Genomic DNA, 26239 nt, shown 5'->3' on the forward strand with positions numbered 1-26239 from the left:
GAACTATACCATACATGCCCAATTCCTTGCAAAAAGAAAAAGGAAGCGTTTCAGGGCGTGCCCGTACGGGAAAATCCCGTATTCTCAGCATTCCCTTGCGGCCGCCCGTTCCATTCACCTGCGAAAGCCGGCCCGAAATTCTCTCTGCCGGAAAAAAGAAAGGCCGTCTTCCGGTTATCGGAAAACAGCCTGCAGCTTATGCTGTGAATCCGGCCCATCGGTGCGTGCCGGTCTTATTTCATCTGCTCGCGCAGTCGTTTCACATGGCCCTGGACGGCCTCCAGATCCTGCTCGGTCACGGACGACCGGCTGTACTTGGCCTTCTCGAACATCGCGAGAACCGGCGAAAGTTCGCCGGCCAGCCAGTAGCTCTGGGTCATCCAGCGGGAAGCGGCTTCCCGGAACGTTTCATGCTCGAACCGTTCGTACCCTTTGCGCCTTCCGTACCGCAGAAGCCGGTTGACCTCCTGGATAACCCCCTGCGCGTAATTGACCGCTTTGGGATCACGTCCAAGCAGGGGCAGCAGTTTCTTGCCGCCGCTCAGCCGGATAGCCGTTACGACGGCAGCCGTGAGCAGAACGAGGCCGCTGAGTGTATACAGCACGTAACGGACCCAAGGGGCCGCGCCGGACTGAGCCTGGGCCGTCTTCGTCTCGGCCGGCGCCGGAGTCGGCATCTCGGTGGATGTCGACGTTTCGGGCGCATATGACTGCGGCAGCGAAAATCCGGCGGTCGGCTCGAACGGCAGCCAGCCGTAGCCCTCGAAATATACCTCCACCCAGGAGTGGGCATCTGAATTGCGGACGGTGTAGGTGCCCTCGGCGTCGGGATCGGACATGCCGCCCCTCAGGTTTCCGATACCGGCCGGACGGCTGTTATCGGAAGAACCCGATGCGTAGCCTTTGACCCAGCGGGCCGGAATGCCGAGCGACCGGGTCATCACGACCATCGCCGACGAATAGTAGTCGCAGTAGCCTTCCTGGATTTCGAACAGGAAGCGGTCGACGAAATCTTTGCTTTTCCCCTTGGATACGTCGGGGGTGTTCGTATACGGATACTTGCTGGACAAGTAAAGCTCCAGCTCATGCACTTTCTCGTAGGCGCTCGGAGCTTCCTTCGTCACTTCTTTGGCAAGCTCCGTTACCCTCTCGGGCAGCCGGTCGGGAAGCTGGAGATAATCGTTCCATTCGGACCGGTTCAGCCTGCTCATATCGACTTTCTTGAGCCCGCTTAAATCGAGCAGCGGGATGTTGGATACGAGCTCGTACTGCTTCGGGTAGTTCGATTTCGCGTTAAACCGCAGCTCCGCCTGACGAGCGGACCACCGGAGAGATCCCAGCTGCGCCGGATCGGTGCGTGTGCCGTCGGAACCTTCCTCCTGAATGTCGACCTTCGACATCGGATAAGCCCCGAACAGCACCGGGTATACTTCGTTGCTGCGCATTTTGACCGTCTGCTTCACTTCTTCGGTCTTCAGCTTGGACGTGTCGATGCCGGTATCCGCGGGAAGTTTGCCGCTCGAATCTACCGAGGTCTGGCGGGCACGTCTGTCCGCCGGACTCGCTTCCCAGCCGCTGCCGGTGTAAAGCGCCCGGGTTTCCCCGCGGTAATACGTGCGGCTCGTCGTGTCGACTGTGAAAACGGGCGTGTAATCGTATTGGAACTGTCCGCCGAGCTGCGCGTCGTTGCGGCTGTAACCCGACGATTTCAGCAGCGGATCGTTGGGGTCCTGCACCATCGTCCGTCCGGAATCGTCGCTGCTCGGCAGGAAGGTCACCGCCTCGCCGTTATACTGCCGCCAGGCCGTATACGGATCGGTGAGAACCGGATCGACCGCCGGTACGAGCGCACCCAGGGTGAGCGTTAGGGCGATAATCAGCACGACCGGCACGATCAGCGGGCCGGGATTGTCCGAGAGCCGCTTCCAGCTCTCGGGCGCTTTATTTTTGAGCTGGGATAAATGACGCACGACTAGCATGCACAATCCGCTAAATATAACCGCCGCAACCTGCGGCCATAACTGCAGGGTGCTGAACGAATCGCGGACCCCGAAAAACAAAATGGCCAAAATGACGATAAAAGAAATCCACAGTTTCGACCGGGACGCCCACATGGCCATCAGGAACACCCACCAGGCGGCCAGTCCGAACCATAAATAAGGGAATAATTGCGAAACGTTGGCCTGAAACCACTCCATCGGACCGCCCATCTGAGACATGGGGACAAACCGGTATTGGAGCACAACCGCGTGAACGACCAATACCAGGACGATCTGCAAAAGTTCCCTGACCAGATGGTGAATCCGCGGGATGAAGAACGTCGCGCAGACGGTAATCAGCGTCCAGTTTACGGCTTTCAGAGTTTCGGGCAGCCACAATCCGTCCTCGCGGGAAATCCATCCGGTGAACTGGAATAAAAACAGCAGGACGAAGAGGGCCATCCATTTCTTCGTTCCGTCTTCGCCGGCCATAAACCGGATCACGTTCCAGATGCTACGCATAGATCTTCGTCCCTCCTCCCAGCACAGCCGGCAGCTCCGCCAGCGTGTGCACGCCGTAGCCCATAAAACCGAGGCTCTGCAGGCGGCGAACCCACACGTCCGCAGGGCTCCCTTTGGCGCCGCAGATGCACAGGTGACAGGCGAGCATGCGCTGTTTGTCGGACCAGTGGAGCAGCGACAGGAGATCGGAGTTCTTCGCCGGCGTGATATACACCACCAAAGCTCCCGGCGAGAACATGCCGTCCGCGTTGTTGACCGCCTGCTGCAGCGGACGGAAGCCATCCGGCTCCACTTCCACCAGGTGATCCATCAGGGCGTCCTCATGGCGGCCACCCGTCTTGGGCACGGCCATCAGGGATTCGCGGCCGGAGGAAACGAGCCCTACCGCAATGTTCCTCCGGGTGCCGAAATGCAGCAGGGAAGCGGCGACGGAAACCGCCAGTTCGAATTCGGCGGGACTGCCGTAATTCTGCTTGCTCCGGTCGAGTACGATGACCATCTTCGGGAGCGTTTCCCGCTCGAATTCCTTCGACTTCCACGTGCCCGTACGCGCCGTGGCGTTCCAGTGGACCCGTGAAAGCCTGTCCCCGTGAATGTACTCCCTCACGCCGTTGATCTGCGTCGTTTCCCGCTGCATCCTAGCGGTTACGGAGTGATGCCTTGCCCCTCGCGGGGATTGGGAAAACTGCGCCCAGTGGCGGATCTCGATCATTTGGGGCATCACGACAAAGCCGTACGGCAGGTGAACGCTGCCTTTGTGCTCGTAGAGCCCGAAGACGTCTTCCGTCGCGAACTCCGCGCGTTCCAGGGAATAATGGCCCCGGCGCAAGGGCGGCGTTTTGTAAACGAACTCTCCTCTGCGCATCCAGTTCAAGACCACGGAACCTTTCATTACGGTTCGCTCCCCGCTGCTTCGCACCAGCTCGTCTTCGATGAGCAGGTACGGGATGGGCCATACGCCGGGAACCTGGATTTTAAGCTTGATCTGCAGGGACTGCCCCGCCTGAACCTTACCGGTTCCGTCCGCCGCCGATATTTCACGCACCGCCTGCGTCCGGCGGATGCCGCTCCATTTGCCGAGAACCAGATAAGCGGAGAGCAGGCATACGACTGCAAACAGCGTGGATGCGAGCTTACCGCCCTGAAAGAGCAGGAACATCAGGCTGGCAAAGAACAGGAAGGATAAAATCAGGGTAGCCTGTCTTCCCCTCTGAGCCGCGGTAGGTTTGAAAAGCCTCATTTCGCTTTCTCCAGCCTGACGGGCACTTTCGTATGCGCCAGTATCGAAGCGAAGACGGAACGGGAGGTTTCTCCTTCCATCCGGGCTTCCGAAGAAAGAATAATCCTGTGCCCCAGAACATAAGGGGCCAAATATTTCACATCGTCCGGGAGGACATAGTCGCGGCCGTTCAAGTACGCGTAAGCCTTCGAAGCCTGCACGAGGGCCAGCGTAGCGCGCGGGCTGGCTCCCAGCTCAACGGCCGGATGCTCGCGGGTGCTGCGTGTAATATCCACCAGATACTTCGCGATGCCTTCGTCGAGGTAGACCGATCGCACTTCTTCCTGCATGCTGAGAATCTGTTCCGCACCGACAACTTCATGCAGCTGTTCCATGGGGTGCTCCTTGCTTTGCGAAGCGATCATTTGAAGCTCCGTCGCGCTGTCGGGGTACCCCAGGCTGAATTTGATCATAAACCGGTCAAGCTGGGCTTCCGGGAGCAGATACGTGCCTTCGAAGTCGATCGGATTCTGGGTCGCAAGAAGCATAAACGGACGCGGAAGCGGGTACATCTCGCCGTCTACCGTCACGTGATGCTCTTCCATCGCTTCCAGGAGAGCCGACTGGGTTTTGGTAGTGGCGCGGTTGATTTCATCGACAAGCAGAATGTTGGCCATAACGGGACCGGGGCGGAAAAAGAAAGCTTCATTCTTCGGATGATAGATCGAAACGCCGGTAATATCCGTCGGCAGCAGGTCCGGATTGCACTGAATCCGGCGGAATTGGCCTTGTATGGAGCGGGCGAGGGATTTGACGAGAACCGTCTTCCCCGTCCCGGGCACATCTTCGAGAAGTACGTGACCGCCGGCAAGAAGTGCGGTTAACAGCAGCATGATTTCTTCGCTTTTGCCTAATATACATGAATCCAAATTGGATCTGATTCTGGAAATCTCACTCATATGAGGTTGGGACACAGCAGCCATTCGGTACGAATCCTCCTTCGGATAAAAAGGGTTTGAAGTCCTATTTTTTATATTACAGGAAAGTAGAAAGCGAGTACAACAAAACCCCTTCTAAATTTATTAAAAAACCGACAGTTGGTGGAAAAGAAGCTAAAAGGAGCAAACGTCTCCGAGTTTTGTTACGGGAGGATGACGGTGCAGTGACGGCAGGATTACGAATGAATGACAGGCGGATGACAGAGAGATGAGAGAGGAAACGGCAACTCCCAAACAACGAAAAAACACCCCGTTTCCAGAAAAACGGAGTGTCGATTTCGGCTTTCGTTTCAGCCTTTGGGACGAACAAACAATGCGGCGAGAAACGAGAAGATGATCGCCGCCGAAATACCGGCGCTCGTGACTTTGAAAATCCCCGTTACGATGCCGATCCAGCCGCTTGTCTGGATTTCTTTGATGGCGCCGTGCACCAACGCGTTGCCGAAGCTGGTGATAGGTACGCTGGCGCCGGCTCCCGCAAAACGGACGAGAGGCTCGTACAGCCCGAAGCCGTCAAGGATCGCTCCGGCCACAACGAGCGTCGTCATCGTATGAGCCGGTGTCAGTTTGCCCAGATCAAGCAGCAGCTGACCGATGACGCAGATGGCCCCGCCGACGAGAAATGCCCATAAAAACTGCATGATTAGAGTCCCTCCTGTCTTTCTATCGCAACGGCATGCGCTATGCAGGGAATCGATTCCCCCTGCTGATACGACAGCGGGGACAACAGGGCGCCGGTGGCGACGACCAGCAGGCGGCGAATGTCGCCCTGCTCCATTCTTTTCAGCAGGTGGCCGTAAGTGACGACGGCCGAGCAGCCGCAGCCGCTGCCTCCCGCTTGCACGCCCTGCTTCTCGATGTCGTAGATCATGAGGCCGCAATCGCTGAACGTGGTGCTGTTCATCGCGATCCGCTGCTCCTTCAGCAGCTCGTTCACGATCTGAAAGCCTACGGTGGCGAGGTCGCCCGTTACGATAAGATCGTAATAGTCGGGGGATCGCTTTAAGTCCCGGAAATGAGCGGTGATCGTATCGGCTGCCGCCGGCGCCATCGCGGCGCCCATGTTGAACGGGTCCGTAATCCCCATGTCGATCACCTTGCCGATCGTGGCGGACGTAACGACGGGCCCCGTGCCTTTCTCGGCCACGACGGTTGCTCCCGCGCCTGTTACCGTATACTGGGCCGTGGGGGGCTTCTGGGAGCCGTATTCCGTCGGATAACGGAACTGCTTCTCCACGGTGCAGTTGTGGCTGCACGTGCCGCTCAGGACGTAGTCTCCTCCTCCCGAGGCTACGATCAGCGAAGACACGGCCAGGCTTTCCATCGAGGTGGAACAAGCGCCGAAGACGCCCAGGTAAGGAATGGCCAGCGTCCGGGCGGCGAAGCTGCTGGAAATAATCTGGTTCATGAGGTCGCCGCCGACGTAGAACTGAATCTGATCCTTCTGCAGACCGGCTTTCTTGATCGCGAGATTGGCCGCGTCTTCCATAAGCGCCTTCTCGGCTTTTTCCCAGCTCTTCTGCTTTAAGGTGTTGTCGTGGTGAATGAGATCGAAATCGAGGGCGAGGGGCCCCTCGCCCTCATCCGGCCCGACAACCGTGGCGGTGGAGATCAGAACCGGAGGCTTCCGGAACTCCCAGGATTGACCTTTTCGAATAATCAATGTGCCCCGCCTCCAAAGATCAGAGTGAAAATGCCGACGAAGAAGGCGGCCACCACGCCGAACACGATAACGGAGCCGGCCAGCTTGAACATATTGCTGGCGGTGCCGAGAACGAGTCCTTCGCTACGGTGCTCAATGGCAGCCGAACACATCGAGTTGGCGAAGCCCGTTACCGGCACGGCCGTTCCCGCCCCGGCCCACTGGGCGATTTTGTCGTACACGCCGAGGCAGGTCAGGATAACGGAAATGAGAATCAGGACTGACACCGTAGGGTTCGAAGCGGCTTCCTTGCTGAAGCCGAACACTTTCTCAAACAGCATCATAAGCGCCTGACCGATAATGCATATAAAACCGCCCACAACGAAGGCGCGGATACAGTTGGCGACGACCGGTCTCTTCGGTTCGTTTTTTTTCGCGATAGCCTGGTACTGCTGCTGGGTTAATGTCGCGTTTTTCTTTTTCTGATTGGCCACTTGCCTGTCCCCCTCTTCTTATTCCGTTCCGTTTGTACTTTTCCCGCCGCCGGACAGCTGCTTTAGCGCATCCCGCAGGGCCGAAGCCGTCTGCTCGTACTTAATCCGGGCGTTGAGATCGGTAGCGGAATTCGCAAATGAATCGAGATCTGCCGTACACTGGCGGAGTGTGGAGATCAGTTCCACCTGGGGCTTCTCCAGGCTGATTCCTTTTGAATCATCGTACAAATCGACGTACAGCTTATTCTGATCGCCTATCTGAGCGAGAAAAACATTATCCGCGGTCGCGTTTATTTTAGCCAATTGTTTATTTAACCATTCCCTTGTAAGCGAGGAGGCTGCCAGTTCGCTCTCGTCCACAACCCCGTCCACAATGACCGTGTGGGGAAGCTTGTCCGGGCCCATCTTCAGCCCCAGGTCGCCGGGCGTAAGCGGCTGCTTTTCTTTTTTGAGCAGGACGCTGAGTTCCCCGCTCGCTTCCAGCATGGCGAATTCGACGTCCGCCACCTGAAAAACACTCTTCGTGCGGAGCTGTTCCATCAGTTCGTCGGCCGTGTACCGCTCCTTCTTCAAATGATGTTCCAGAACACGTCCGTTACGGATGACGACCGTTCCTTTTCCTTCAAAAAAATGGCGGAGCCATTTGCTTTTCAGCGTCGTGAGTTCAAGGAGAAAAGGAACCACAAACCAAATCCCGAGCGCGACCACTCCGTGCAAGTAATGGGCTTCAATATCGGTCGACAAGAAGCCTGCCAATTCTCCAAGGGTGATACCCGTTACATATTCAAAAAAAGAAAGCTGGGAAATTTGCTTCTTGCCCAAAATACGGGTGATGGCAAAAAGCATGGCGATCGCACCGAGCGACCGCAGCACAATGACACCAATACCTTCCACGGCTTAGCCTCCTCTCTTAACCAGAGCAGTTGATTGCATGACTCTCTTTAGCATGTCCGCAAAGGGCATAGGTATGAAAGGAAGGCCTTGGAAAAACAAGAAAACGGCCTTCTTCGCAGAAGCCGTTTTCAGGTGATCCGTTATCAGATAAGAAACAAAATCGCCACAAGCAGTACAAACAAAACGAGTACTACAATCAGCAAGTTCAGGTTCACAGCCGTTTCTCCTTCAAGCGAGATTTCGAACATGGAATATTCAGGAATACCCCATTATATGCGTCCAGTCAAGCAAATGATTGTTCGAAAGGTGAAGGCCGATCCGCCTATTTTATAAGAAAAGGAGGCTTTTCCCCAGCGCAAACACACAGACGTACATAAGATAAAAGGCGGACATCCAAAAATCAGAAGGAGGAATTTCCTCTTGTCTTTTCCCAACGACAGTCAATTTTTCCCGGTGACTTTAAACGGCGTTCCCGTAAGCGATCCGGTTGCGGATGTGAGTCCGGCCAGCACGGATATCGTCGGGAATGCCCAGTTTCCCGCCGCTTATGTTTCATACGACACGACTTATGTCTATTTCCGTTTGAGGCTGAACGGAGACCCCCGCGCCAAAACCGGGTTCGATAACTTTGCCTGGGGGGTTCTTTTCAATACCGACGGCGATCCCGCCACTTACGAATGGGTTCTTGCCGTCAACGGCCAGAATGCCAGTATCGATCTCATCGAAAATAAAATTAAAGTGCCGAACACCTTTAACGACCCGGCCGAAGGCATTGACGGAAAAGGGACGCCGGCCTATACGCGCCCGATTATCAATTTCGATCTGGCGCGGGTGAAACCGACCGGAGACGGGTCCCGTTTCGGCGGAAATGAAAATTATTTTCTCGACTTTTTCATACCGGCTTCCGTTCTGTTCGGAGCGCTCGGGATTACGAGCCAGACGCCTCTCCAGTTTATTTTTTTCAGCTCCGCGAACAATAACAATTTCAACAAGGATTTTCTGATTCCCGTAGGCAGCACGTTCACCTCGGGGTTCAGCGACCCTGTTGCGCCCCAAGGGTTTAACGCGCAAGCCAGACTCGTCCTGACCAAAACCTTGACTTCTACCCCGGGATCAAGCGTCCAGGCCGGACAGGTAGGCTCCTATACGGGAACCCTCGCGATATCGAACCAGGGGAAAAGCCAGGCCAACGCCGTGCTGGTTACCGATGTGTTCGGACTCGACACGGTGTCCTCCCTGACCGTCTCCGGCGTTACACAGGGCCTCTCCACAGTGAATCCGCTGAGCAGCACAATCAGTTGGAACGCGGGAAATATTGCGCCCGGTCAGACCGTGACGCTGACTTTCACCGTGCAGGGAGCTTTCCTGACCGCCGGAAACGGCAGCCGCATCCTGAATACAGCCGCGGGAACCGGATTCGACAGTCTGACCGGACAGACGATAGCAGCCGGACCGGCAGCAAACTCTATTGCGGTCGTAACGGCGGGAGGCGTCACCGGCACCGTATACAACGGGATGACCGCACTGCCCCTTGCCGGCGCCGCCTTGCAGCTTACAAACGCCCAGAATCAGGCGCCCGTCAACCAAACGAGCGGAACCGGAGGGGCGTACGGTTTTTCCAATCTGGCACCGGGAACTTACGCTCTCACGGTTTCTTTTGCCGGTTTCGCTGCCCAAACCGTACCTGTAACGGTTAAAGCCGGGACCGTCACTCCGCTGGACATCACCCTGCGGCCGCAGCCGGCCGCTCTGAGCGGCAGCGTTGCCGATCAAGCGGGAAACGTTCTTCCCGGAGCCGGTATCCGCGTCAAATCCCCGTTCGGCGCCATCGTCACCGAAACGACTGCCGACGCGGCGGGACAATACCAGCTCTCGGTTCCCGCCGGAACGTATACCGTAATCGCGACCGCGAATGGCTTCCAATCCCAGGTGGATACCCTGCAGCTTCAGCCGGCGCAAAGCGTATCCGCTTCGTTTAACCTCGCGGCTCTGCCGGGTACCGTAAGCGGAGTGATCACCGTCTCGGGGTCGGGAGCTCCACTTGCCGGAGCGCTCGTGGAAGCGTTGAACGAACGAGGCCAGCAGATCGCTAACGCTGTCAGCGCCGCGGACGGTTCGTATGCGATAAACAGCCTCGCGCCGGGCAATTACCGCATCCGCGCAAGCGAGCCCTCCTTCACGACGGATATTGCCGGAGCAGCGGTCCGTGCGGGTCAGACGGCAACCGTCAATATCGGCTTAAACCCCGCGCCGGGCACGCTTACCGGCCAGGTAACGGACGCTTTGTCCGGTGTACCGCTAACCGGCGCCATCGTCCGTGTCGTCACGATAGAAGGGATAACCGCGGCAACCGCGGTAACCGATGCCGGTGGAACTTACGTCATCAACAGTCTGCAGCCGGTCAATTATACGGTCACATTCAGCGAAACCGCGTATGCCAGCCAGACGACAGGTGTTTCGATTGCGCCCGGCGCCCAAAGCGTGCTGGATATCGCGCTGCAGCAGTTGGCCGGTTCCGTTACCGGAATTGTGACGGACCTGAACGGGAACCCTTTGGAAAATGCGGTAATCCACATTTTCATGAACAGTTTTGTCGTCGCCACGCTGAATACCGACCAGAACGGGCGGTTCGACATTCACGGACTCGCTCCCGGTTCCTACATGGTCCGAGCCGAAACACCGGGTTACCAGCGCCAACTGATCGGTGCCTTTATCCAGCCCGGACAAATTGTCGAGGTCGATTTCGCCCTGACTCCTCAGCCCGGCACTTTAACGGGAACCGTTACAGCGGGGACGTCGCCCGTACAGGGAGCGGTCCTCGTGGTGCGTCAGTCGGACAACAGTGTGATCGGGCGGACGATTACTTCCGCCGACGGCACTTTCGTACTGGAGGAGCTGGCGCCGGGAACTTATACGGCTGCCGTTTTTGCCGACGGGCTCCAGACTCAGATTAAAGGTTTCAGTACGACCGCCGGACAGACGACCACCGTTTCCTTTAACCTGGAGCCTTTACCGGGAGTTGTTGCCGGAACGGTATACAATGCCTCCACTAACCAGCTCCTCGCGGATATTCCCGTTGCGGTACGCATTGTGGACACGAACGGACTTGTGATCCAGAGTTTGTTTACGGACCAGTTCGGCACATTTACGGCTCCTAACCTGGCACCCGGCAGTTATACGGCGATCGTGTCCTCCACCGACTTTCAGACGAATCTCGTCAGCTTCCTGATCGCCGCCGGACAGACAACGACGATCCGCGCGGGTCTGATTCCGAGCCCCGGACAGATCAGCGGAACGGTAACAGCCGCCGGGACGGACACGGGCATTTCCGGCGCCTCCATCCGGATCAGCAACTATACGGGGACGCTGATCGCTACCGTTCTTACCGACAGCAGCGGTTATTTCAGGGCAGAGGGCCTGGCACCCGACACGTACATCGTCACCGCCTCCCAAACGGGTTTTCAGCAGGGCAGCATCGGGGCCATTGTGAGCTCCGGTCAAACGACGACTACCGGTCTCAGTCTTCTCCCGCTTCCAGGATCGGTCAACGGTGCGATCTTCCCCGCCGTGGACGGGACCGTGATCCAAATTTACGACCGGAACAATTTGCTGATCGCAGAAGAGCTGGTGACCGCGGGGGACGGAACATTCCGATTCGACTCCCTCGCACCGGGGGCCTATATCGTGACGGCAACACCGCCGGGCTACGCCGTCGCGAAAGCGGGCGCAGTCGTGGAAGCCGGACAGGAATCAAGCGTGACGCTTACTCTATCGCCGCTGTTGTCGGTGCTCACGGGCCGCATCACAGATACCGCGGGCAGCCCTGTGGATACGGCGGTCATCCGGGTTTTGGACGGGAATGAAACCTTGCTGGGAACGGGTTATGCCGATGCAAGCGGCGCTTATGTCGTCGACAACATTCCCGCAGGCAATCATTTTCTTGTGGCTTCGGCTCCCGGATTCTCGACCGTAGTCCTCGGCGTCGCATCCCTTCCCGGTGTGGATTTGACGGGAATCGACATCCGCCTCGTCCCCGATCCAGGGTCCGTCAGCGGTCAAATCACGAACGCTTCGGACGGAAGCCCGCTTCCTTCCGCGACTGTATTGATCCGCAGCGCCGACGTGAGCAACCTTCTTATTGCGACAGCTACGAGTTCCCTATTCGGAAATTTCTTCGTAAGCGGTCTTTCTCCGGGTGCTTATACCGTGGTGGCGGAAGCGAAGGGATTCGCGGCAGGTACGGCCGGAGCCGTCGTAGTCAGCGATCGGGAAACCGCAGCAAGCCTGGCTCTCCGGCCCCTAAGCGGCGTAGTGACGGGCAGCGTAACGGACCTCTCGGGCGCTATCCTGACCGGTTCGGAAACCCAGGTCAAGATCTTCAACGAAGCGGGGATTCTCCTGTTCGCTTACTTGGCCGACGCAGACGGGCGCTTTACAACGCCGGAACTGGCTCCCGGCAGCTATGTCCTTACGGCATCCGCTCCGGGCTTCGCTTCCGCCTCCGTGCTCGTCAAGGTTACTGCCGGTTCGGCGGACACCGTTACGCTCGTTTTGACCCTGCAAAATTCGCTCCTGACCGGCAATATCATTAACCGGAACGGATTCGCTCCCGTACCCGGAAGCATGGTCACTCTGCTGAATGCGGCCGGCCAGACGGTCGATCAATCGGTTGCCGAACTAAGCGGAAATTTTACGATCGACAACGTAACCGCCGGTGCCTATACGCTGAGCGTTACCGGTGAAGATTTCGGCAGCACCTCCCTCGGTGTCGTGCTCCGTCCCGAGCAGACGACGGCCGTCACCGTCCCGCTGGAGCCGTCACCCGGCAGTGTCAGCGGCTTCGTCATCGACCGTGTTACTTCGGCCCCTCTGAGGGGAGCGGACGTCCGGATCGAAGATGCGGCCGGTGTGCCGGTTAATACGGTTCAAACCGACAGCAGCGGGTTTTATCTCTTCAATAATCTCAGTTCCGGAGATTATAAAGTGACAGCCGAAGCGGCCGGTTTCGGCTCGCAAAACGGCGGTGCTCCGGTGGCGCCCGGACGGAACACCGACTATAGCTTTGCCTTGAGTCCGCTGCCTGCTTCTCTATCCGGCACGGTGACTAGCGCCGCCGGCGCCAGACCGCTTGCCGGTGTCCTTGTGGAAGTCCGCCAGCTCAACACGTACGGCACCGTCTTGACGGATACGACGACTGACGCGGCCGGCCGTTATACACTGGGCGGCCTTGCGGCCGGCAATTACACGGTCGTGTTCAGCCTAGCGGGCTTCGGCCAGCAGACGGACGCCTTTTCTGCCGCCCCCGGACAAAATACGGGCGTAAGCGCCCGGCTGTCTCCGACGTCAAACGATTTGAACGGGACAGTCGTGACGCCGCCAACCGTTCCCGTGTTTCCGCCTCCTCCGGCGGTGGACGTCTACGACGACCGGAACACGCCGGTCGTGACGGTCCCCACGGACCCGTCCGGGCAGTTCACGGCTGACGGAATAGCCGCGGGGGACTACACGGTCATCGCGCAGAAGCCCGGCCTGTCGTACAGCCAGCAGGTGGTAACGGTGGTCCCCGGCTTTACCCCGAATGTCGTTCTCTCTCCGGGGAACTCGCCGTTTGCCGTTACGGGTGCCGTTCTGGACGAATCGACCGGCAATCCGGTTCCGGGCGCTTCCGTCCAGATCGTGAACGAGAATTTAACGCCGGTCGTCCGGACGCTAGCCGACGGAACGGGTCTGTTCCTGCTGGGCGGCCTGCGCCCGGGAAGTTACACGGTCACCGTATCGAGCGAGCTCTTCGGCTCCAGGTCGGCCGCGGTCTCCCTGGCTGCCGGAACTCCGCCTCCCCCTGTAGCCGTGGCGCTGAACCCTTTGTTCGGCACTTTGACGGGCACGGTAACGGACAGGAGCGGACGGCTCTTAGCCAACGTGTTCGTTCAGCTCTTCGATCCATCCGGGCTCTTCCTGAGAAGCGTGACGACCAGTACCAATGGCGTGTATACGGCCACTAACCTGGCCCCCGGTTTCTATTCCGCGCACTATACGCTCGAAGACAAACAACCGGCCGTGCGCACACTGATCATCGCCGCAAATGAAACGACCGTTCTAAACGTCGTCCTGGAAGACGATACGGAAGAATAAACGAATCACCAAAAAATCCCCGCCGGATTTCTCCGGCCGGGATTTTTTGGTGATCTTTTCCACGGTTTAAAAGGTTTAAACGATTCGATCGGAGGCCGTTACCGGTTACCGGTCGGCGGCGGGCACCCAGTCTTTCACGCCGTTGTCTTCGAGAATCCCCAGGGTAACGTCCGCGATATCGGGATCTCCCAGCAGCTTGTCGCGCACACGGAATTTGATATCGTCCGCTTCGGCAAGCGTCAGGCCCGGTTTCAGTTCGATCAAGCCCTCCACATGGTAGTACCGGCCTTCCTGTAGAACGCGCAGCTGATAAATGTCCGTCACCAGCGATTCGGAAAAGATAAGGGCGGACACCTTGTCCTCCACGTCCGGAGGCGCGGATACGCCGATTAGGCCGACCATATTGTCGTAGCCGACGCGGAATGCGACGAATATCATAAGCAACCCGATCAGGACAGTCATCAATCCGTCAAGGGCACTGAAATTCGTAAGCGAAGTAACTACCACCGCAATAAGTGCCAGCAGAGCACCCGTGGTCGCAACCAAATCTTCGTAGAAGACGAGCCGCGTCGGAGGCGCCGCACGTTTCACATGCTTGAAGGAAGCCTTGACGATTCCAAAACCGGACGCATCCGCCCTGGACTCCTTGATGACCTCCTTCATCGCCTTGACCAGCACGAAGCCGTCAATTGCGATCGACAGGATCAGAACCGAAAGATTCAGCCAAAATCCGTGCGATTCGGCCGGATACTGCAGCAGGTGCAGCCCTTCTCTTATCGTTTCGTAGGCCATGAAGGTGACGACGAGAACCGCAATCATGCAGAAGATATTGATGACGCGTCCGAAACCCGTCGGAAATCGGCGGGTCGCCTTTTTCTCCGCAAGTACGCTTCCGGTAAATACGAACATCTGATTGACGGCATCCGCAATGGAGTGCATGGTGGACGCGAACATGGCACCGCTGCCCGTGAGCGATGCGGCGATACCTTTTACGATGGCAATTATCGTATTGCCCAAGGCCGCCGTAGCCGAAGACATATTGCCTTTCTTGATCAATTCCAGCCAATTCGTGCGTTCAGCATCCGGGCTCATAAGAAAATAAATCCTCCTAAGTAAAAGGTTGTTTAGGGATAGGTTACCACGAAACCATTCCGCCAAATCATCCATACGCGGGACGGGTAAGAGCGGTTTCATTTCCAACCCGAAAAATCCCCTTTCGTTTGCACGCATCGGGCAAGTCATCCTTGCCTTCAGTCGCGCAATAGAAAGGGGATTCGCGCGTCCGGACCGGTCAGCTCCAGACGTTCTGTCTTTCTTTGGATTGGATCGCGCCTGACGGATCCAGATCCACTTCGCTGTCGGCCGCCGAATCGTCGGCCCGCAGCCCGATCCGCTCGTGGGCGCTGACATCCTCGAATATTTTGAGCGGAATCGTATCGTCGGCGGACTTGCCGCCTGTCGTCACGTCTTCAAAAGCGGACTGGCGGACTTCACCGCCGCGGGAATCCGTTAAGCCTTCGGCTCCGGGTCCGGCCTTTGCCGGCGTCGGCGCTTGCCTGCCGCTCTCGGTCTGCTTGTTCACTGCGCATTCCTCCTCGTCATCGTCGTCGCTATCCTCGCGGAAAAGGTTCCGATGATAGGTTTCCCGACTGCCGGACATGCTACTCCCGCTCCTTCCGCCCCTCCTTACCCGGCTTATTTAAAGCCGGTCATGGCGATGCCGCGGATAATCTGCTTCTGAAACAGCAGAAACACCGCAAGCAGAGGCAGGATAGAGATAGCGGCTCCCGCCATGATGAGCGTCCAGCTTCCGCTGTCGCCCGATTCGCTGGAGAAGAACGCAAGCCCGACGGGGATCGTCAGATGCTCCGGCGTCTGCGTGACGATCAGCGGCCAGATAAACGCGTTCCAGCTGCCCAGAAAGGTTAAAATGCACAGCGTGGCCAGCGCCGGCTTGACCAGCGGCACGACCACGCGGAGCAGAATTCCCCACTCGCCCATCCCGTCGATACGGGCCGCATCGAGCAGATCGCGCGGAATGGATTCCATGAATTGCTTCATAAGAAAGATGCCGAACGCGGAAATGAGGCCCGGGAAAAGAACACCCAGGTAAGTGTCGACCAGCTCCAGCTTGGCGGCAAGCAGATACCAGGGGAGGATCAGCATTTCGGTCGGGACCATCAGCGTGCTTAGGATGCCGACGAAAATGACGGTTTTACCCGGAAACGTAAATTTCGCCAGAATGTAGCCGACCACCGTATCGAAAAAGCAGACGGAGACCGTCGTAATGACGGCAACGACCAGACTATTGACGATCCAGGTCGCATACAGCGTCTCCGCGAAAAGCGTCCGGACGTTGTCCAAGGTGGCCTCCGGCGGAATCAGGCTCAGAGAAAACACATCCTGCGGCGTTTTTAGCGTGGTCGCGATCATCCATAGGAAAGGAAACAGCATCACGATCGCGCCCGCGCCCAGAAGAAAATAAGCGAAAAAGGCGGACGCACGGATACGATACCGGGCTGTACGTTTAACTGCTTGTTCGCTGCCCCGCCTCCGGAATCCGGCATGCTCCGCGGCCCAATCATATTTGCTCATGGCCGTTCTCCTTTTAGTACTCGACTTTTCGGTTCAACGTTTTAAGCTGCAATAGGGACAAGAGAAGAATAAGGAGGAACAAGACGACGGTCGCTGCGGTCGCCTGCCCCATATTGAACTGCTTGAACGCGAGCTCGTAAATATACACCACGACGGATTTCGTAGAGTTAAGCGGCCCGCCCCCCGACGTCATATTCAAAATCTGGGTGAAAGATTGCAGGTACGAAATACTTGCAATAATGACGGAAAACAGCAGGACCGGGTTCAGCAGGGGCAGCGTCACATGCAGGAACCGCCGCCACGCACCCGCCCCGTCAATCGCGGCCGCTTCCTCGTATTCTTTCGGGATATTTTCCAGTCCCGTGAGAAAAATCAGCATTTGAAAGCCGAGGTTCTGCCAGATCATAGCGGCGGTGACGATAAAAATAGCCTGGTCCGGCGAGCCCAGGAACAGTTGGGACGGCAGGCCCAATTGGAGCAAAAGGCCGTTAACGATGCCGTTCTTCATGAAGATCCAGCGGAACACCCAGCTCACGGCTACGACGCTGGTGACGTAGGGCAGGAAGTATACCGTCCGGAAAAAAGCTTTGAACCGGATAATCCGACGAAGAAGCAGAGCAACGGCAAGCCCGGCCGCAAGCTGCCCGGGTACCCCGATCAGGACGTAAGTAACCGTATTTCGGAGCGAAGTCAGGAATACCGGGTCATGGTATAAAGCAACGTAGTTGGAGAAACCGACGAACGGCTTCTCCTCCGACAGCAGGTCCCATTCGCGGAAGCCGACCAGAAAGGAATACACGATGGGGACGATCCGGACGCCGATGAAAAACAGCAGCGGCACGAGCAGGCAGGCGTAGACGAAAAAGAGCCGCTGCCGCTTCATTTTTTAGCCTGCTTCGCCCAATAGTCGTCGTAGAGCTTCTGGGTTTTGGCCACCAGTTCCTCGAAAGCTTTCTCGGCGGGAACTTTGTTCAGCACGACGCTGTCCGCGGCCTGCACGAAATAGTCCCGCTCCAGCTTTTCATCCACGAAGAAGTGGGCGTTGGCATCGCCGAGCTGGCGGATGAACGGGCCGATTTTCTCGTCCTTGGCGTACTTATCCTGAAGGGCGACGGCTTTGGATGCCGGCAGCTCGCCGACTTTTTCCACCCACTGCTCCTGCACCTCTTTGCTCGTCAAAAACTTGAGGAATTCGGTTGCCGCCTCAAGCTTTTTCCCTTTGGCGTTCTTGGTGATTCCGTTGGCCCAGAAAGATGCTTGCGTGGCTTTTCCTTTGTACGCGGGCAGCGGAGCCACGGCGAAATTCAGATTCGGCGCATCCTTCTTGAGTCCGCCGAGCTGGAACGAGCCGTCGATATTCATCGCCGCATGGCCGCCTTTGAACGCGGTAATATCATCGTTGTAAAAATCTTTTGTTCCGACTTTATGTACGGTGGCAAAATCAAGCAGATACTTGAACGCCTGGAGTCCTGCAGGAGTCTCGTTCCATAAGACGCGCTTCCGGTCTTCGCTGATATCTTTGCCGCCGGCCTGATACACAAGCGCATCCCGGTACCAGTGATGCAGTTGGGAATTGGGCTGCCAGGCCATGCCTTCGACGACAAATTCGCCTTTGGCGTCCTTCTCGGTCAACTTCTTCGAATAGTCCACGAGTTCCTCCCATGTCGCGGGAGGTTTAGCCGGGTCCAGACCCGCTTTTGCAAACAAATCCTTGTTGTAGTACAGCCCCAGCGTCCGGACGGCCGTCGGAATCGCATAGTAGCTGCCGCCGATTTTAGCCGCTTCGACGAACGGGAAAAATTCTTCTTTAATCTTCGAATCCGGGAACAATTCCTTCGGCAAAGGCTGCAAATAACCCGATGCCGTGTATTTCGGAAGCCAGCCGTAGTACAGGTTGATTACGTCCGGTCCTTTGCCGGCCGGGATCAGTGTCGCCACCTTTTCGTTATACTGGTCGTAAGGAAAATTGGTTTGTTTGACGGTAATGTTCGGGTGCGTCTTCTCGAATTCTTTAATAAGCGAATTGATGAGATCCACCTTGACCGGATACTGGTACTGCCAGTACTCGATCGTGACTTTCTCGTCCTTGCCCGCGTTCCCGGATTGCTGCCCGGATGCGTCTTTGACGCCGTCCCCGGAAGCGGACTTGCTCCCCGAGCAGCCGGCCATCAAACCCGCGCTCAGCGCGGCGGCCAGCGTTAACGCCGCAAGACGGAAAAGCGCGGGCTGCGGCTTGCCTTTTTGGCGTTTCTCTGTTTTTTCGTTGTCTTTTTCCAATTTGCTGCTCATAAGATTTCAACCCCTTTATGTTCTTGAACGCTAGCGGCCGTTTCCGGAAGACGGAGCAGCCTTCTCGCGTTATTGCCGAAAATGCTCTGTATGTCCGTTTCATGGAAGCGCAGTTCCCTGCATACGCGGACCTGATCCTGCAAGTAGCGGTAGACGTACCCGCGGGAAAGCCGCTGGAATCCGATCCGTACACGACGCGTTCGGGACCGATCAGCTCCACGGTTTTGCGGAAGAGGGTTTCCAGCGTCAGGTCGTAGGGCGCCCACCGCATCCACTGGTTGGAGCCGGACGTGTCGACGATCACGTTCGGGCATCCCCAGCATAGGTGCAGCAGCTCCTGGTAGTAGCCCGCTCCGAAGTGCGGTATGAGGATCGGGATGTCCGTAAACTCCCGGGCCACGTTAAAAATGGCCAAGGGATTGATGTTCCGGTGCTGCACGATGCCGCCCGTATGCCCCAGAAGCCCGAAGTGGATCAGTACGGGCAGCTTGCGCTCCGCCAGGAAGCTCCAAACCGGCCGGAGCGACGGATCGTCCAGCGACGTCTGGATAAGCGGGCCGAATAATTTGTAACCCCGGAGCCCCAGTTCGTCTACGGCCCGCTGCAGCTCCTCCACCGCATCCGGCGCTTCGATGGAATGATGGGCGAAGCCCGTAAATTTGCCGGGATACTTGGAAATTTGCTCCTTTAGATCGTCGTTTCCCCTGGCGGTAAGAAAATTCAATCCCCCGATTCCGTACTTGTCGAGCTCATCGGCCCAGCGGTCGATAACCGGCCGCCCGGCGTCGGGACCGGTATCCGGTCCCGACGGAAAATCCCAGGTGAGCCGCATCCGCTCTCCCCGTGCGGCCTGGGCGCCGTCGATCACGGCATCGTGTTTGACAAACTGCTGCGCGTAAGGCAAGTGTCCGTGAATATCGAAGACTTTGAACCCGTCTTTGAACATGGTCCCTTCCTCCTTCTCCTGCTGTTCTCCCTGAATCCTCAGGCACCATTCATCCCCTGAAGGAATCAGGATTCCTTCGCCGGACAAGTGCCCGCCAACTAAAAAAGACACTATCCGCATTAAGCGAAATAGTGTCTCCAGTGGTCTGGTCAACAAATTATTCTTTTATCCAATGAGAATACTAGGAATTATAAAACGCCGCCGAAAAACTGTCAAACCCTTTTTTCAGATTCCGGCGAAGACGCGGCACCTTACCCGATCGTAATTTTTCCTTCCGGGTAGCGGTACAGCTCTTTCGTCCCCTTCGGTGTCAGCGCGTAGGCAAGTGTAAGCGGACCCAGCCGGCCGACAAACATCAGGATCGCCATCAGCACCTTGCTCGGGGAAGTAAGTTCCGGCGTCAGCCCCAGGGAAATGCCCGCCGTACCGAAAGCGGACGTGACCTCGAACAAGATTTTGATAAAAGGACCGTCCTGCAGAACCGACAGAATCATCGTACCCGCCACGACCAGAATAAGGGACATCAGCGTCAGCGTCGTCGCTTTATAGATGCGTTCCTCCGGGAGTCTTTTGCGGAAAAACACGATATCCTCCTTGCCCCGGACCATCGTAATGACAGCGCCTAGGAGAATCGCGAACGTCGTGATTTTGATCCCTCCGCCCGCTGACCCGGGCGCCGCCCCGATAAACATAAGAATAATAACGAAGAACTGGGTTGCCTGGCGGAACGATTCGATATCGAGCGTATTTACACCCGTCGACCGGGTCGTTGCCGACTGGAAGAAAGCGGCGAAGATTTTGCCCGGAAGACTAAGCGGCTGCATCGTCAGCGGGTTCGTGTATTCGAAAATAAAAACCACGAAGGAACCCAGCAGAATCAGCAGGCCCGTTGTCGTAAGCACAACTTTGGAGTGAAGCGTCAGCTTCCGGGTCCGCTTGAAGTCAAGCAAGTCCGCTATGACGATAAATCCGATCCCCCCCAGAATCATAAGCCCGATAACTACGATATTCACGTAAGGATCGTTCACATAAGCCATCAGGCTTCCCTGCGCTCCGGGCAGACTGCTGAACAAATCGAAGCCGGCGTTGTTGAAAATGGAAATACTATGAAACACGCCAAAGTAAACCGCTTGTCCGAAGGGCATGTCGAAAGCCCAGCGTACCGTCAGGAGAACCGCTCCCGCCAACTCAATGGCAAGCGCATAGGTCAGCACCTTGCGGATCAGCCGCACGATGCCCTCCACGGACCCTTGATTCATCGCTTCCTGCAAAAGAAGCCGCTCCTTGAGGGTAATCCGCTTGCGAAGCACGAGCGCGATCAAGGTCGCCATCGTCATAAATCCGAGACCGCCCACCTGAACCAGCATAAGGATGACGATCTGGCCGAACAGCGAAAAATGCACGCCTGCGTTCAGCACGGAAAGCCCCGTCACACATGCGGCCGAAGTCGACATAAAAAAAGCGTCCAAGTAAGAGATCGGCTCTCCGGTGGAGGAGGCGGCAGGCAGCGAAAGCAGCACCGATCCTATTAAAATAATAGCCAGGATTCCGAGCGCCAAAATTTGCGGAGGCGTAAAGCGGATCAGAATCCTTCGTTTTTTACCCATGTTCCTAATCTCCTTCTCACAACACATTCCCCTCTATCCTACCCAAAAAAGAAAAGGAAAGCCACCCGATCGGTGAGCTTTCCCGAGATTAAGGGACGAAGCCCTTCACAAGCACGCGCTCGTCTATTTCTTCCTTCTCATATGTATTTGCGGACGGCCTCTATCACTCTATCGGCGCAGGCCCGGTTGCCCGCTTCGCTGAGGTGCAGATTATCTTCGCAGATAAAGCTTTGCAGATCGCGTTTGACGACGGCGTTTAAGTCGTTGATTTCCACGCCGTGATGCCGCATCAGCTTCGCTGCGGCCGCATTGTATGCGTCTATTTCCGCATTGCTTCTGCCTATGGCATCGACCGGAACGGGCGTAGTCGTCGCAAAAATAACCGCCGCTCCCGTTCTCTGCAGCTCATTGAGAATTCGTCCGAGCGTCACAATGTATTCATCCAGGGAGGTCAGTGCCTCGACCATGGGCGCCTCATGGTGAAGATCCCAAAGCCCGTTGTTCCAATGGATAATATCCGGCGTCCCGAGATCTCTGATCCACAAGTTTGCCCCCCAGAGCGTATGCTTGGCAAAACGGCCGTTTTCCTCCGGTCCCACAACCTCGGCCTGTCCCTCTAACGCGGCCCTCACCAGCGGCTGATAGCCGATCCGGATCGAATCCCCCAGCAGCATTACTTTCTTCATCTTCGCGCAGCCTCCTGTTATTCCATGATGAACATGCAGCGGCACACAGCCGTTGTTCCCCGCCGGGCCTTCATCCGCGCCCGCCTGTCAGCAAGATCTTCCCGGCCCGCCCGGACTCGAAAGCCGCCACGGCGGCATGCACCTCGTCCAGTCCGTAGACGGCGGCGATCTTCATCAGGCTCAGCCTTCCGTCCCGGACAAGATCCATAATCTCCTCGAACGCCCCAAACCAATCCGCCGGGGAAGCGTGGCGAATCCACTGCCGGAGCCAGAACGGCCGGGCGTCCACCCGGTGCCGCCGGGACAACGCCGCCCAATCCGCCGGCCCCCCCGACAGCAGCCCGATGCTGAACACAGTGCCGCCGGGACGCACGCAGCCGGCGAGAGCAGCTCCGTCCGGGCCGCCTATGCTGTCCACGGCCGCTGTCGCTCCCCGGCCGCCTGTCTTGGACAGCACCGCCTCGCGAAGCGGCTTGCCGCCGGTGACGATGACGTGAGCCGCGCCGAGCCGCAGCAGCTCCTCCGTATGAGCCGCGCTGCGGGTAACCGCAATAAGCTCATAGTTGAAAACCGCCGCCAGCTGCGCGAACACGCGGCCGATCGCCGAGCCGCCGGCGTTGACGACGAGCGTATCGCCGTACTTCAGGCGAAGCGTCCCGCAAACCGCCCAGGCGGTCACCGGGTTGATGTAGAGCTGGGCGGCCGTCTCGTCGGGAATGCCTTGCGGAACCGGAATGGCCAGCCCGGCGGGCGCGAGGACCGATTCCTGCCAGGTTCCTTCGCCACGCAGCGGGAGAACCCGTCTGCCGAGCAGCTCCGGCGGCACGGAAGGGCCCGTCTCCTCGACGATGCCCACGCCTTCGTAGCCGGGCACCGCAGGGAGGGCGATCCGGTGGGCATAGGCTCCGCGCACGGGGATCAAGTCCGACGGATTGATGGGCCGGGCCAGCATCCGCACCCGGATCTCGCCCGGTCCGGGCGGGACGACGGGGGTGCGGCGGATCTCCAGCACTTCAGCCGGAGGGCCGAACCGGTCGTAATAGACGCTTTTGTTAAGCACGCTGTTCTCTCCCGTGATGTCAATTTTTCCGAAGCCGGACCAGAGGCGGCGTACAGTGGACGGATCTGCGGCCAACGTGCGGACGGGCTTCCTGCCCCGTGCAGCGCCCGGGCCGTCAACCCGGTACCGTTCCTCCGCCAACTGCCGCCCCGGTTTACGGCCTTTCCGGCGTGCTCTCCCCGGGCTCTCCGAACGAGATTCCTTCCCGTTCGTCCAGGCGCACCGGACCCGCGTCCGTTCGGACGGCCAGCGGGTGGGGTTGCGAGCTTCTCTCGCCCGCGAACCAGACCCGGCCTTTCTTCACCACGATAAAAAGCCCGTGCTCGTCGCCGACCGGCGCGAACGTATCGCTCGGTGTCATCCAGGCCTCCAGGCCCGCTTCCCGCTTCAAAGCCCGCAAAGCGGCCGACACATCGTCCACCGGCATTCCGATTTCGCTGACGCACAGAAAATCTTCCTCGCTGAACGGTTTCTGCGACGCATTATCAAGATTATGCCGGGCGATCAGCTCGACAATATTGCCGGCCGGGTCTTTGAAATATACGGCATGCGCGTTCCAGCTTTCGAAATGAACGACAGGGTCTCCCTCCTCGCCGAGAAGTTCCACCCTGTCCCGGAGCCAGCCGGCCGCTTCTTCGATCTTATTCTCCGGGATGTTAAAGGCGAAGTGATAGAAGCTATCGTCATCCTGAGCCGTGCGGACGAACGTCACGTTCGTGTTCCCGGCACGGAATGAAAAGGAGGCGTCGGTCTCTCCGGTCACCGGCAGTCCCAGCCGCTCCCCGTAAAATTGTTTTAATTCGGATAGATTCAAAGCATGGAGGGTAAGTTCTACTATTTTCATGCTGTTCACTCCTTATAATTCATCCTCGGGCCCGGAAGGCCCCTGACCGAGAGAGATTCAAGCCCTTCTTCTTCCCCTAAACCGCTTCGCGTCTGCGGTCGCCGAGCACGACGGACGTTTCGATCTGCCGGTCCGGTATGGTCCAGTACGTGCGCAGCAGCCGCTCCTTCTCCGCCTCGGGCACGAGAGAGAAGCCGTTTTTGAGATAAAAGGCGATCGCCCAGGAAGCGTCTGCCCACGTACCGATCAGGAACGGTTTCTCCGTCAGGTTCGTCAAATAAGCCAGCAGCCGGCTGCCGATGCCTCCTTTGCGCTGGTCCGTCCTCACGTAGGCGTGCCGGATGAGGGAAACGTCGCCTTTGTCTTGGATGCCCATCACCCCGATCAGACGCCCGCCATCCTCATACCCCCAGAACACTACGCCACTATCGATTTCGCTCTGCAGTTCCTCGATCGTCATGTAAGGCTCGTGAAACCGGTCGGCCGGTATAATGCCTTTGTAGGCGGCGGCCGCATCGTTAATAATGTCGTAAATAGCGCGGATATCTTGTTCGGTACAAATTCGGATCATAAGTGAATGCCTCCCGTTAATTATGGATTTGCGGCAGCACCCAGACGTGCCTATTGCAGCAGCTTCGGTACAATTCCGGCCGATCATTGGCTTACTTATGCAAAAGACGGCATTGGCGCTGATTACGGGGCTGATCTTGCCTGGGCAGTTACGGAGTGTTAGTACCGCCTGTACGCCGGTTCAGCTTTTTTTCAGAGGATTGATACCATAGTGCGCTGATTCCGATCGCTGTAGCGGTGAAAATCGGGTAAAAGGGCGTTAATATTAGCGTCATCACGTAAATCACGTAGACATGATCCTCACCTGGAAACAAAGCTGCCATAACGGCACTGAACAAAATCCAGTAAGGAAACCACAGAACTACCGCCCAGAAGGCAAGCATCCGCCCTTTCATCCATATCTTGGTCATCCGCATACACAGCAAAGTGAGCAAAGCGGCTAAAAAGAACGCACCCCCGACCACAATCTTCAACGAAGCGGAGTGGGACACACCTAGAGGCTTGACGACGCTCATTCCGTAAAGCAGACATTGCCCGAACACGAAACAGACACACGCATATCCCGCGCTGATTCCGTTCAATTTGAGAAAAACGTTCACGCCTGTTCAAATCCCTTTTGCCGCACAGCCGTTATTTTCCTGATTATACCATGGGGGTCTATCCACTCCGCAACTAAAAAAGGCCCCCCTCTAGAAAGAAGGAGGCCCTGAGGCGGTCAATCTCCGAAACCGGAAGAGGTTTCCTTCACAATGGCCTGAACTTCGATCTCCACCAGCAGCTCGGGGTCGATTAAGGCGCGCACCTCCACCATCGTGGATGCCGGACGAATATCTTTGAAGAATTCCCCGTGGGCTTTGCCGATCTCTTCCCACCGGCCGATATCCGTTACGAACATGCGCGTCCTTACGACGTCGGCCAGTTTGGCTCCCGCCTTGTTAAGCGCCTCTTCAATAATGCCCAGTGCGCATTGGGTCTGGGCATACGCATCTCCAATGCCTACAACGGCTCCATCTTTCATGGCGGTCGTTCCCGCTACTTCCACGATATTGCCGATCCTAACCGCTCTGCTGTAGCCGACAACAGGCTCCCACGGCGAACCGGATGAGATATTTTTTCTTTTGGTCATGGTTTCTCTCTTCCTCTCCGATAAATCTGATTGCCGTCCGTTCTTTATTCTTTCGCGGACCGGCATTTAACGCTTGGCAAAAACGGCCGCTCCGCCCGACCCGAGCACCATAAACGCTTCTCCGGACGGTGAAAAACCGCCCTTCAGCCAGCCGTCGAGCCGTGGAATCTCCAGCATAACAGCTCCGGCCAAATACCGGTACTCCCCGGAGAATACATTCTCCAGGATCACGGAAGCTCTCGGCCACCACGGGTAAATGACCTCCAGCCTCCAGCCTTCGGCGTTCATCTGAATGCCGTCTCCCCCGTCCAGCCCGAAGACGCCGATCTCTTCCCCCGTCTCCGGCACGGCGAATTTTAACCCGCCGGCGAGTAAATGCTGTTCGGTCTTCGCCTCGTCGCGTTCTCTGACAAGGCGCTGCCCGGTATAGGCATCCGTAATGCTGTAGCCGCTGCCGATCAGGACGATCCGGCCGTCCCCGTCCCAGCCGCCGGCCGTTACTCCCGCAGCCTCAATAACCGTCTGCAGACACCAGGGCGGCGGCGGTTCTCCCGGAGTCAGACGCCTTGCCTGACGCAGCAGATCCCGCTCGAAGTCCGTCCTTGGATCGGCCGGGTCTTTTTTCGAAAATAGCAT

21 protein-coding genes and 2 pseudogenes are annotated in these 26239 nt (G+C 57.4%); 1 reads left to right on the forward strand and 22 read right to left on the reverse strand.

All coding sequences use genetic code 11. From position 1 onward, the window contains the following. Positions 1-233: 233 nt before the first annotated feature. The 7 genes from KVT34_RS07815 to KVT34_RS07845 form a co-directional block, all read right to left on the reverse strand. Positions 234-2501: a DUF4129 domain-containing transglutaminase family protein gene (locus KVT34_RS07815; RefSeq protein ID WP_217558016.1), complete on the reverse strand. Its 2268-nt coding sequence runs from the start codon at positions 2499-2501 to the stop codon at positions 234-236. Further along, entirely contained in the window at positions 2494-3741 is a 1248-nt protein-coding gene (locus KVT34_RS07820) for a DUF58 domain-containing protein (protein ID WP_217558017.1), read from the reverse strand. The genes KVT34_RS07815 and KVT34_RS07820 overlap by 8 nt, the downstream gene beginning before the upstream one ends. Next, positions 3738-4703, reverse strand: coding sequence for an AAA family ATPase (locus tag KVT34_RS07825; protein WP_009675380.1), 966 nt, complete (start codon positions 4701-4703; stop codon positions 3738-3740). The genes KVT34_RS07820 and KVT34_RS07825 overlap by 4 nt, the downstream gene beginning before the upstream one ends. Positions 4704-5008: 305 nt before the next feature. Next, positions 5009-5359, reverse strand: a complete 351-nt coding sequence (gene spoVAE, locus KVT34_RS07830; RefSeq protein WP_042230191.1) for a stage V sporulation protein AE — start codon at positions 5357-5359, stop codon at positions 5009-5011. Between the two features lie 2 nt (positions 5360-5361). After that, positions 5362-6378: a stage V sporulation protein AD gene (spoVAD, locus tag KVT34_RS07835; RefSeq protein ID WP_217558530.1), complete on the reverse strand. Its 1017-nt coding sequence runs from the start codon at positions 6376-6378 to the stop codon at positions 5362-5364. After that, positions 6378-6854, reverse strand: a complete 477-nt coding sequence (gene spoVAC, locus KVT34_RS07840; protein ID WP_217558018.1) for a stage V sporulation protein AC — start codon at positions 6852-6854, stop codon at positions 6378-6380. The genes spoVAD and spoVAC overlap by 1 nt, the downstream gene beginning before the upstream one ends. An 18-nt stretch (positions 6855-6872) precedes the next feature. Further along, positions 6873-7748 (reverse strand): DUF421 domain-containing protein, encoded by an 876-nt coding sequence (locus tag KVT34_RS07845; protein WP_217558019.1) that lies wholly within the window; start codon positions 7746-7748, stop codon positions 6873-6875. A gap of 420 nt (positions 7749-8168) precedes the next feature. Between KVT34_RS07845 and KVT34_RS07850 the strand changes: the two genes are divergently transcribed. Then, positions 8169-13880 (forward strand): beta strand repeat-containing protein, encoded by a 5712-nt coding sequence (locus KVT34_RS07850; RefSeq protein WP_217558020.1) that lies wholly within the window; start codon positions 8169-8171, stop codon positions 13878-13880. 105 nt (positions 13881-13985) lie between these two features. Here KVT34_RS07850 and KVT34_RS07855 read toward each other — a convergent pair whose 3' ends face one another. From KVT34_RS07855 to KVT34_RS07920, 15 genes and pseudogenes are all read right to left on the reverse strand, one after another. Further along, complete coding sequence (locus KVT34_RS07855) at positions 13986-14972, reverse strand: cation diffusion facilitator family transporter (protein WP_217558021.1); 987 nt, start codon at positions 14970-14972, stop codon at positions 13986-13988. A gap of 199 nt (positions 14973-15171) precedes the next feature. Then, on the reverse strand, positions 15172-15540 hold the full coding sequence (locus KVT34_RS07860; RefSeq protein ID WP_254634644.1) for a hypothetical protein: 369 nt from the start codon (positions 15538-15540) through the stop codon (positions 15172-15174). A gap of 35 nt (positions 15541-15575) precedes the next feature. Beyond that, the gene (locus KVT34_RS07865; protein ID WP_217558022.1) at positions 15576-16475 is read right to left on the reverse strand and encodes a carbohydrate ABC transporter permease; all 900 of its coding nucleotides are present in this window, start codon (positions 16473-16475) and stop codon (positions 15576-15578) included. A gap of 13 nt (positions 16476-16488) precedes the next feature. Next, positions 16489-17358: a carbohydrate ABC transporter permease gene (locus KVT34_RS07870; RefSeq protein ID WP_217558023.1), complete on the reverse strand. Its 870-nt coding sequence runs from the start codon at positions 17356-17358 to the stop codon at positions 16489-16491. Beyond that, positions 17355-18764 (reverse strand): sugar ABC transporter substrate-binding protein, encoded by a 1410-nt coding sequence (locus tag KVT34_RS07875; RefSeq protein ID WP_217558025.1) that lies wholly within the window; start codon positions 18762-18764, stop codon positions 17355-17357. Before KVT34_RS07875 ends, KVT34_RS07870 begins: the two co-directional genes overlap by 4 nt. After that, positions 18761-19710: pseudogene (locus KVT34_RS07880) on the reverse strand (amidohydrolase family protein). Before KVT34_RS07880 ends, KVT34_RS07875 begins: the two are co-directional and overlap by 4 nt. A 251-nt stretch (positions 19711-19961) precedes the next feature. Then, positions 19962-21317 (reverse strand): TrkH family potassium uptake protein, encoded by a 1356-nt coding sequence (locus tag KVT34_RS07885; protein ID WP_217558026.1) that lies wholly within the window; start codon positions 21315-21317, stop codon positions 19962-19964. Positions 21318-21454: 137 nt separating this feature from the next. After that, entirely contained in the window at positions 21455-22003 is a 549-nt protein-coding gene (locus KVT34_RS07890; protein ID WP_217558027.1) for an SGNH/GDSL hydrolase family protein, read from the reverse strand. Positions 22004-22073: 70 nt separating this feature from the next. After that, on the reverse strand, positions 22074-22682 hold the full coding sequence (locus tag KVT34_RS32575; RefSeq protein WP_309244078.1) for a zinc-binding dehydrogenase: 609 nt from the start codon (positions 22680-22682) through the stop codon (positions 22074-22076). Between the two features lie 57 nt (positions 22683-22739). Further along, positions 22740-23063: pseudogene (locus KVT34_RS32580) on the reverse strand (alcohol dehydrogenase catalytic domain-containing protein); the annotation flags it as partial. Between the two features lie 154 nt (positions 23064-23217). Continuing rightward, positions 23218-23907 carry a VOC family protein gene (locus KVT34_RS07900; RefSeq protein WP_217558028.1) on the reverse strand — a complete coding sequence of 230 codons (690 nt, stop codon included), beginning with the start codon at positions 23905-23907 and terminating at the stop codon, positions 23218-23220. Between the two features lie 76 nt (positions 23908-23983). Further along, positions 23984-24478 (reverse strand): GNAT family N-acetyltransferase, encoded by a 495-nt coding sequence (locus KVT34_RS07905; protein ID WP_217558029.1) that lies wholly within the window; start codon positions 24476-24478, stop codon positions 23984-23986. Between the two features lie 148 nt (positions 24479-24626). Then, positions 24627-25076 (reverse strand): hypothetical protein, encoded by a 450-nt coding sequence (locus KVT34_RS07910; protein WP_217558030.1) that lies wholly within the window; start codon positions 25074-25076, stop codon positions 24627-24629. Between the two features lie 116 nt (positions 25077-25192). After that, positions 25193-25603, reverse strand: a complete 411-nt coding sequence (locus tag KVT34_RS07915) for a RidA family protein (protein WP_217558031.1) — start codon at positions 25601-25603, stop codon at positions 25193-25195. A gap of 66 nt (positions 25604-25669) precedes the next feature. Beyond that, the gene (locus KVT34_RS07920) at positions 25670-26239 is read right to left on the reverse strand and encodes a hypothetical protein (protein ID WP_217558032.1); all 570 of its coding nucleotides are present in this window, start codon (positions 26237-26239) and stop codon (positions 25670-25672) included.

This window comes from Paenibacillus sp. GbtcB18, from assembly GCF_019091125.1.
GTDB lineage: Bacteria > Bacillota > Bacilli > Paenibacillales > NBRC-103111 > Paenibacillus_F > Paenibacillus_F chitinolyticus.

Excerpts from the sequence above, each read along its gene's own strand:
- KVT34_RS07920 (WP_217558032.1), bottom strand. The coding sequence starts at position 26,239 with ATGCTATTTTCGAAAAAAGACCCGGCCGATCCAAGGACGGACTTCGAG.
- KVT34_RS07915 (WP_217558031.1), bottom strand. The coding sequence starts at position 25,603 with ATGACCAAAAGAAAAAATATCTCATCCGGTTCGCCGTGGGAGCCTGTT.
- spoVAE (WP_042230191.1), bottom strand. The coding sequence starts at position 5,359 with ATGCAGTTTTTATGGGCATTTCTCGTCGGCGGGGCCATCTGCGTCATC.
- KVT34_RS07820 (WP_217558017.1), bottom strand. The coding sequence starts at position 3,741 with ATGAGGCTTTTCAAACCTACCGCGGCTCAGAGGGGAAGACAGGCTACC.
- KVT34_RS07905 (WP_217558029.1), bottom strand. The coding sequence starts at position 24,478 with ATGATCCGAATTTGTACCGAACAAGATATCCGCGCTATTTACGACATT.
- KVT34_RS07815 (WP_217558016.1), bottom strand. The coding sequence starts at position 2,501 with ATGCGTAGCATCTGGAACGTGATCCGGTTTATGGCCGGCGAAGACGGA.
- KVT34_RS07885 (WP_217558026.1), bottom strand. The coding sequence starts at position 21,317 with ATGGGTAAAAAACGAAGGATTCTGATCCGCTTTACGCCTCCGCAAATT.
- KVT34_RS07855 (WP_217558021.1), bottom strand. The coding sequence starts at position 14,972 with ATGAGCCCGGATGCTGAACGCACGAATTGGCTGGAATTGATCAAGAAA.
- KVT34_RS07890 (WP_217558027.1), bottom strand. The coding sequence starts at position 22,003 with ATGAAGAAAGTAATGCTGCTGGGGGATTCGATCCGGATCGGCTATCAG.
- KVT34_RS07900 (WP_217558028.1), bottom strand. The coding sequence starts at position 23,907 with ATGAAAATAGTAGAACTTACCCTCCATGCTTTGAATCTATCCGAATTA.
- KVT34_RS07865 (WP_217558022.1), bottom strand. The coding sequence starts at position 16,475 with ATGAGCAAATATGATTGGGCCGCGGAGCATGCCGGATTCCGGAGGCGG.
- KVT34_RS07860 (WP_254634644.1), bottom strand. The coding sequence starts at position 15,540 with ATGTCCGGCAGTCGGGAAACCTATCATCGGAACCTTTTCCGCGAGGAT.
- KVT34_RS07870 (WP_217558023.1), bottom strand. The coding sequence starts at position 17,358 with ATGAAGCGGCAGCGGCTCTTTTTCGTCTACGCCTGCCTGCTCGTGCCG.
- KVT34_RS07825 (WP_009675380.1), bottom strand. The coding sequence starts at position 4,703 with ATGGCTGCTGTGTCCCAACCTCATATGAGTGAGATTTCCAGAATCAGA.
- KVT34_RS07875 (WP_217558025.1), bottom strand. The coding sequence starts at position 18,764 with ATGAGCAGCAAATTGGAAAAAGACAACGAAAAAACAGAGAAACGCCAA.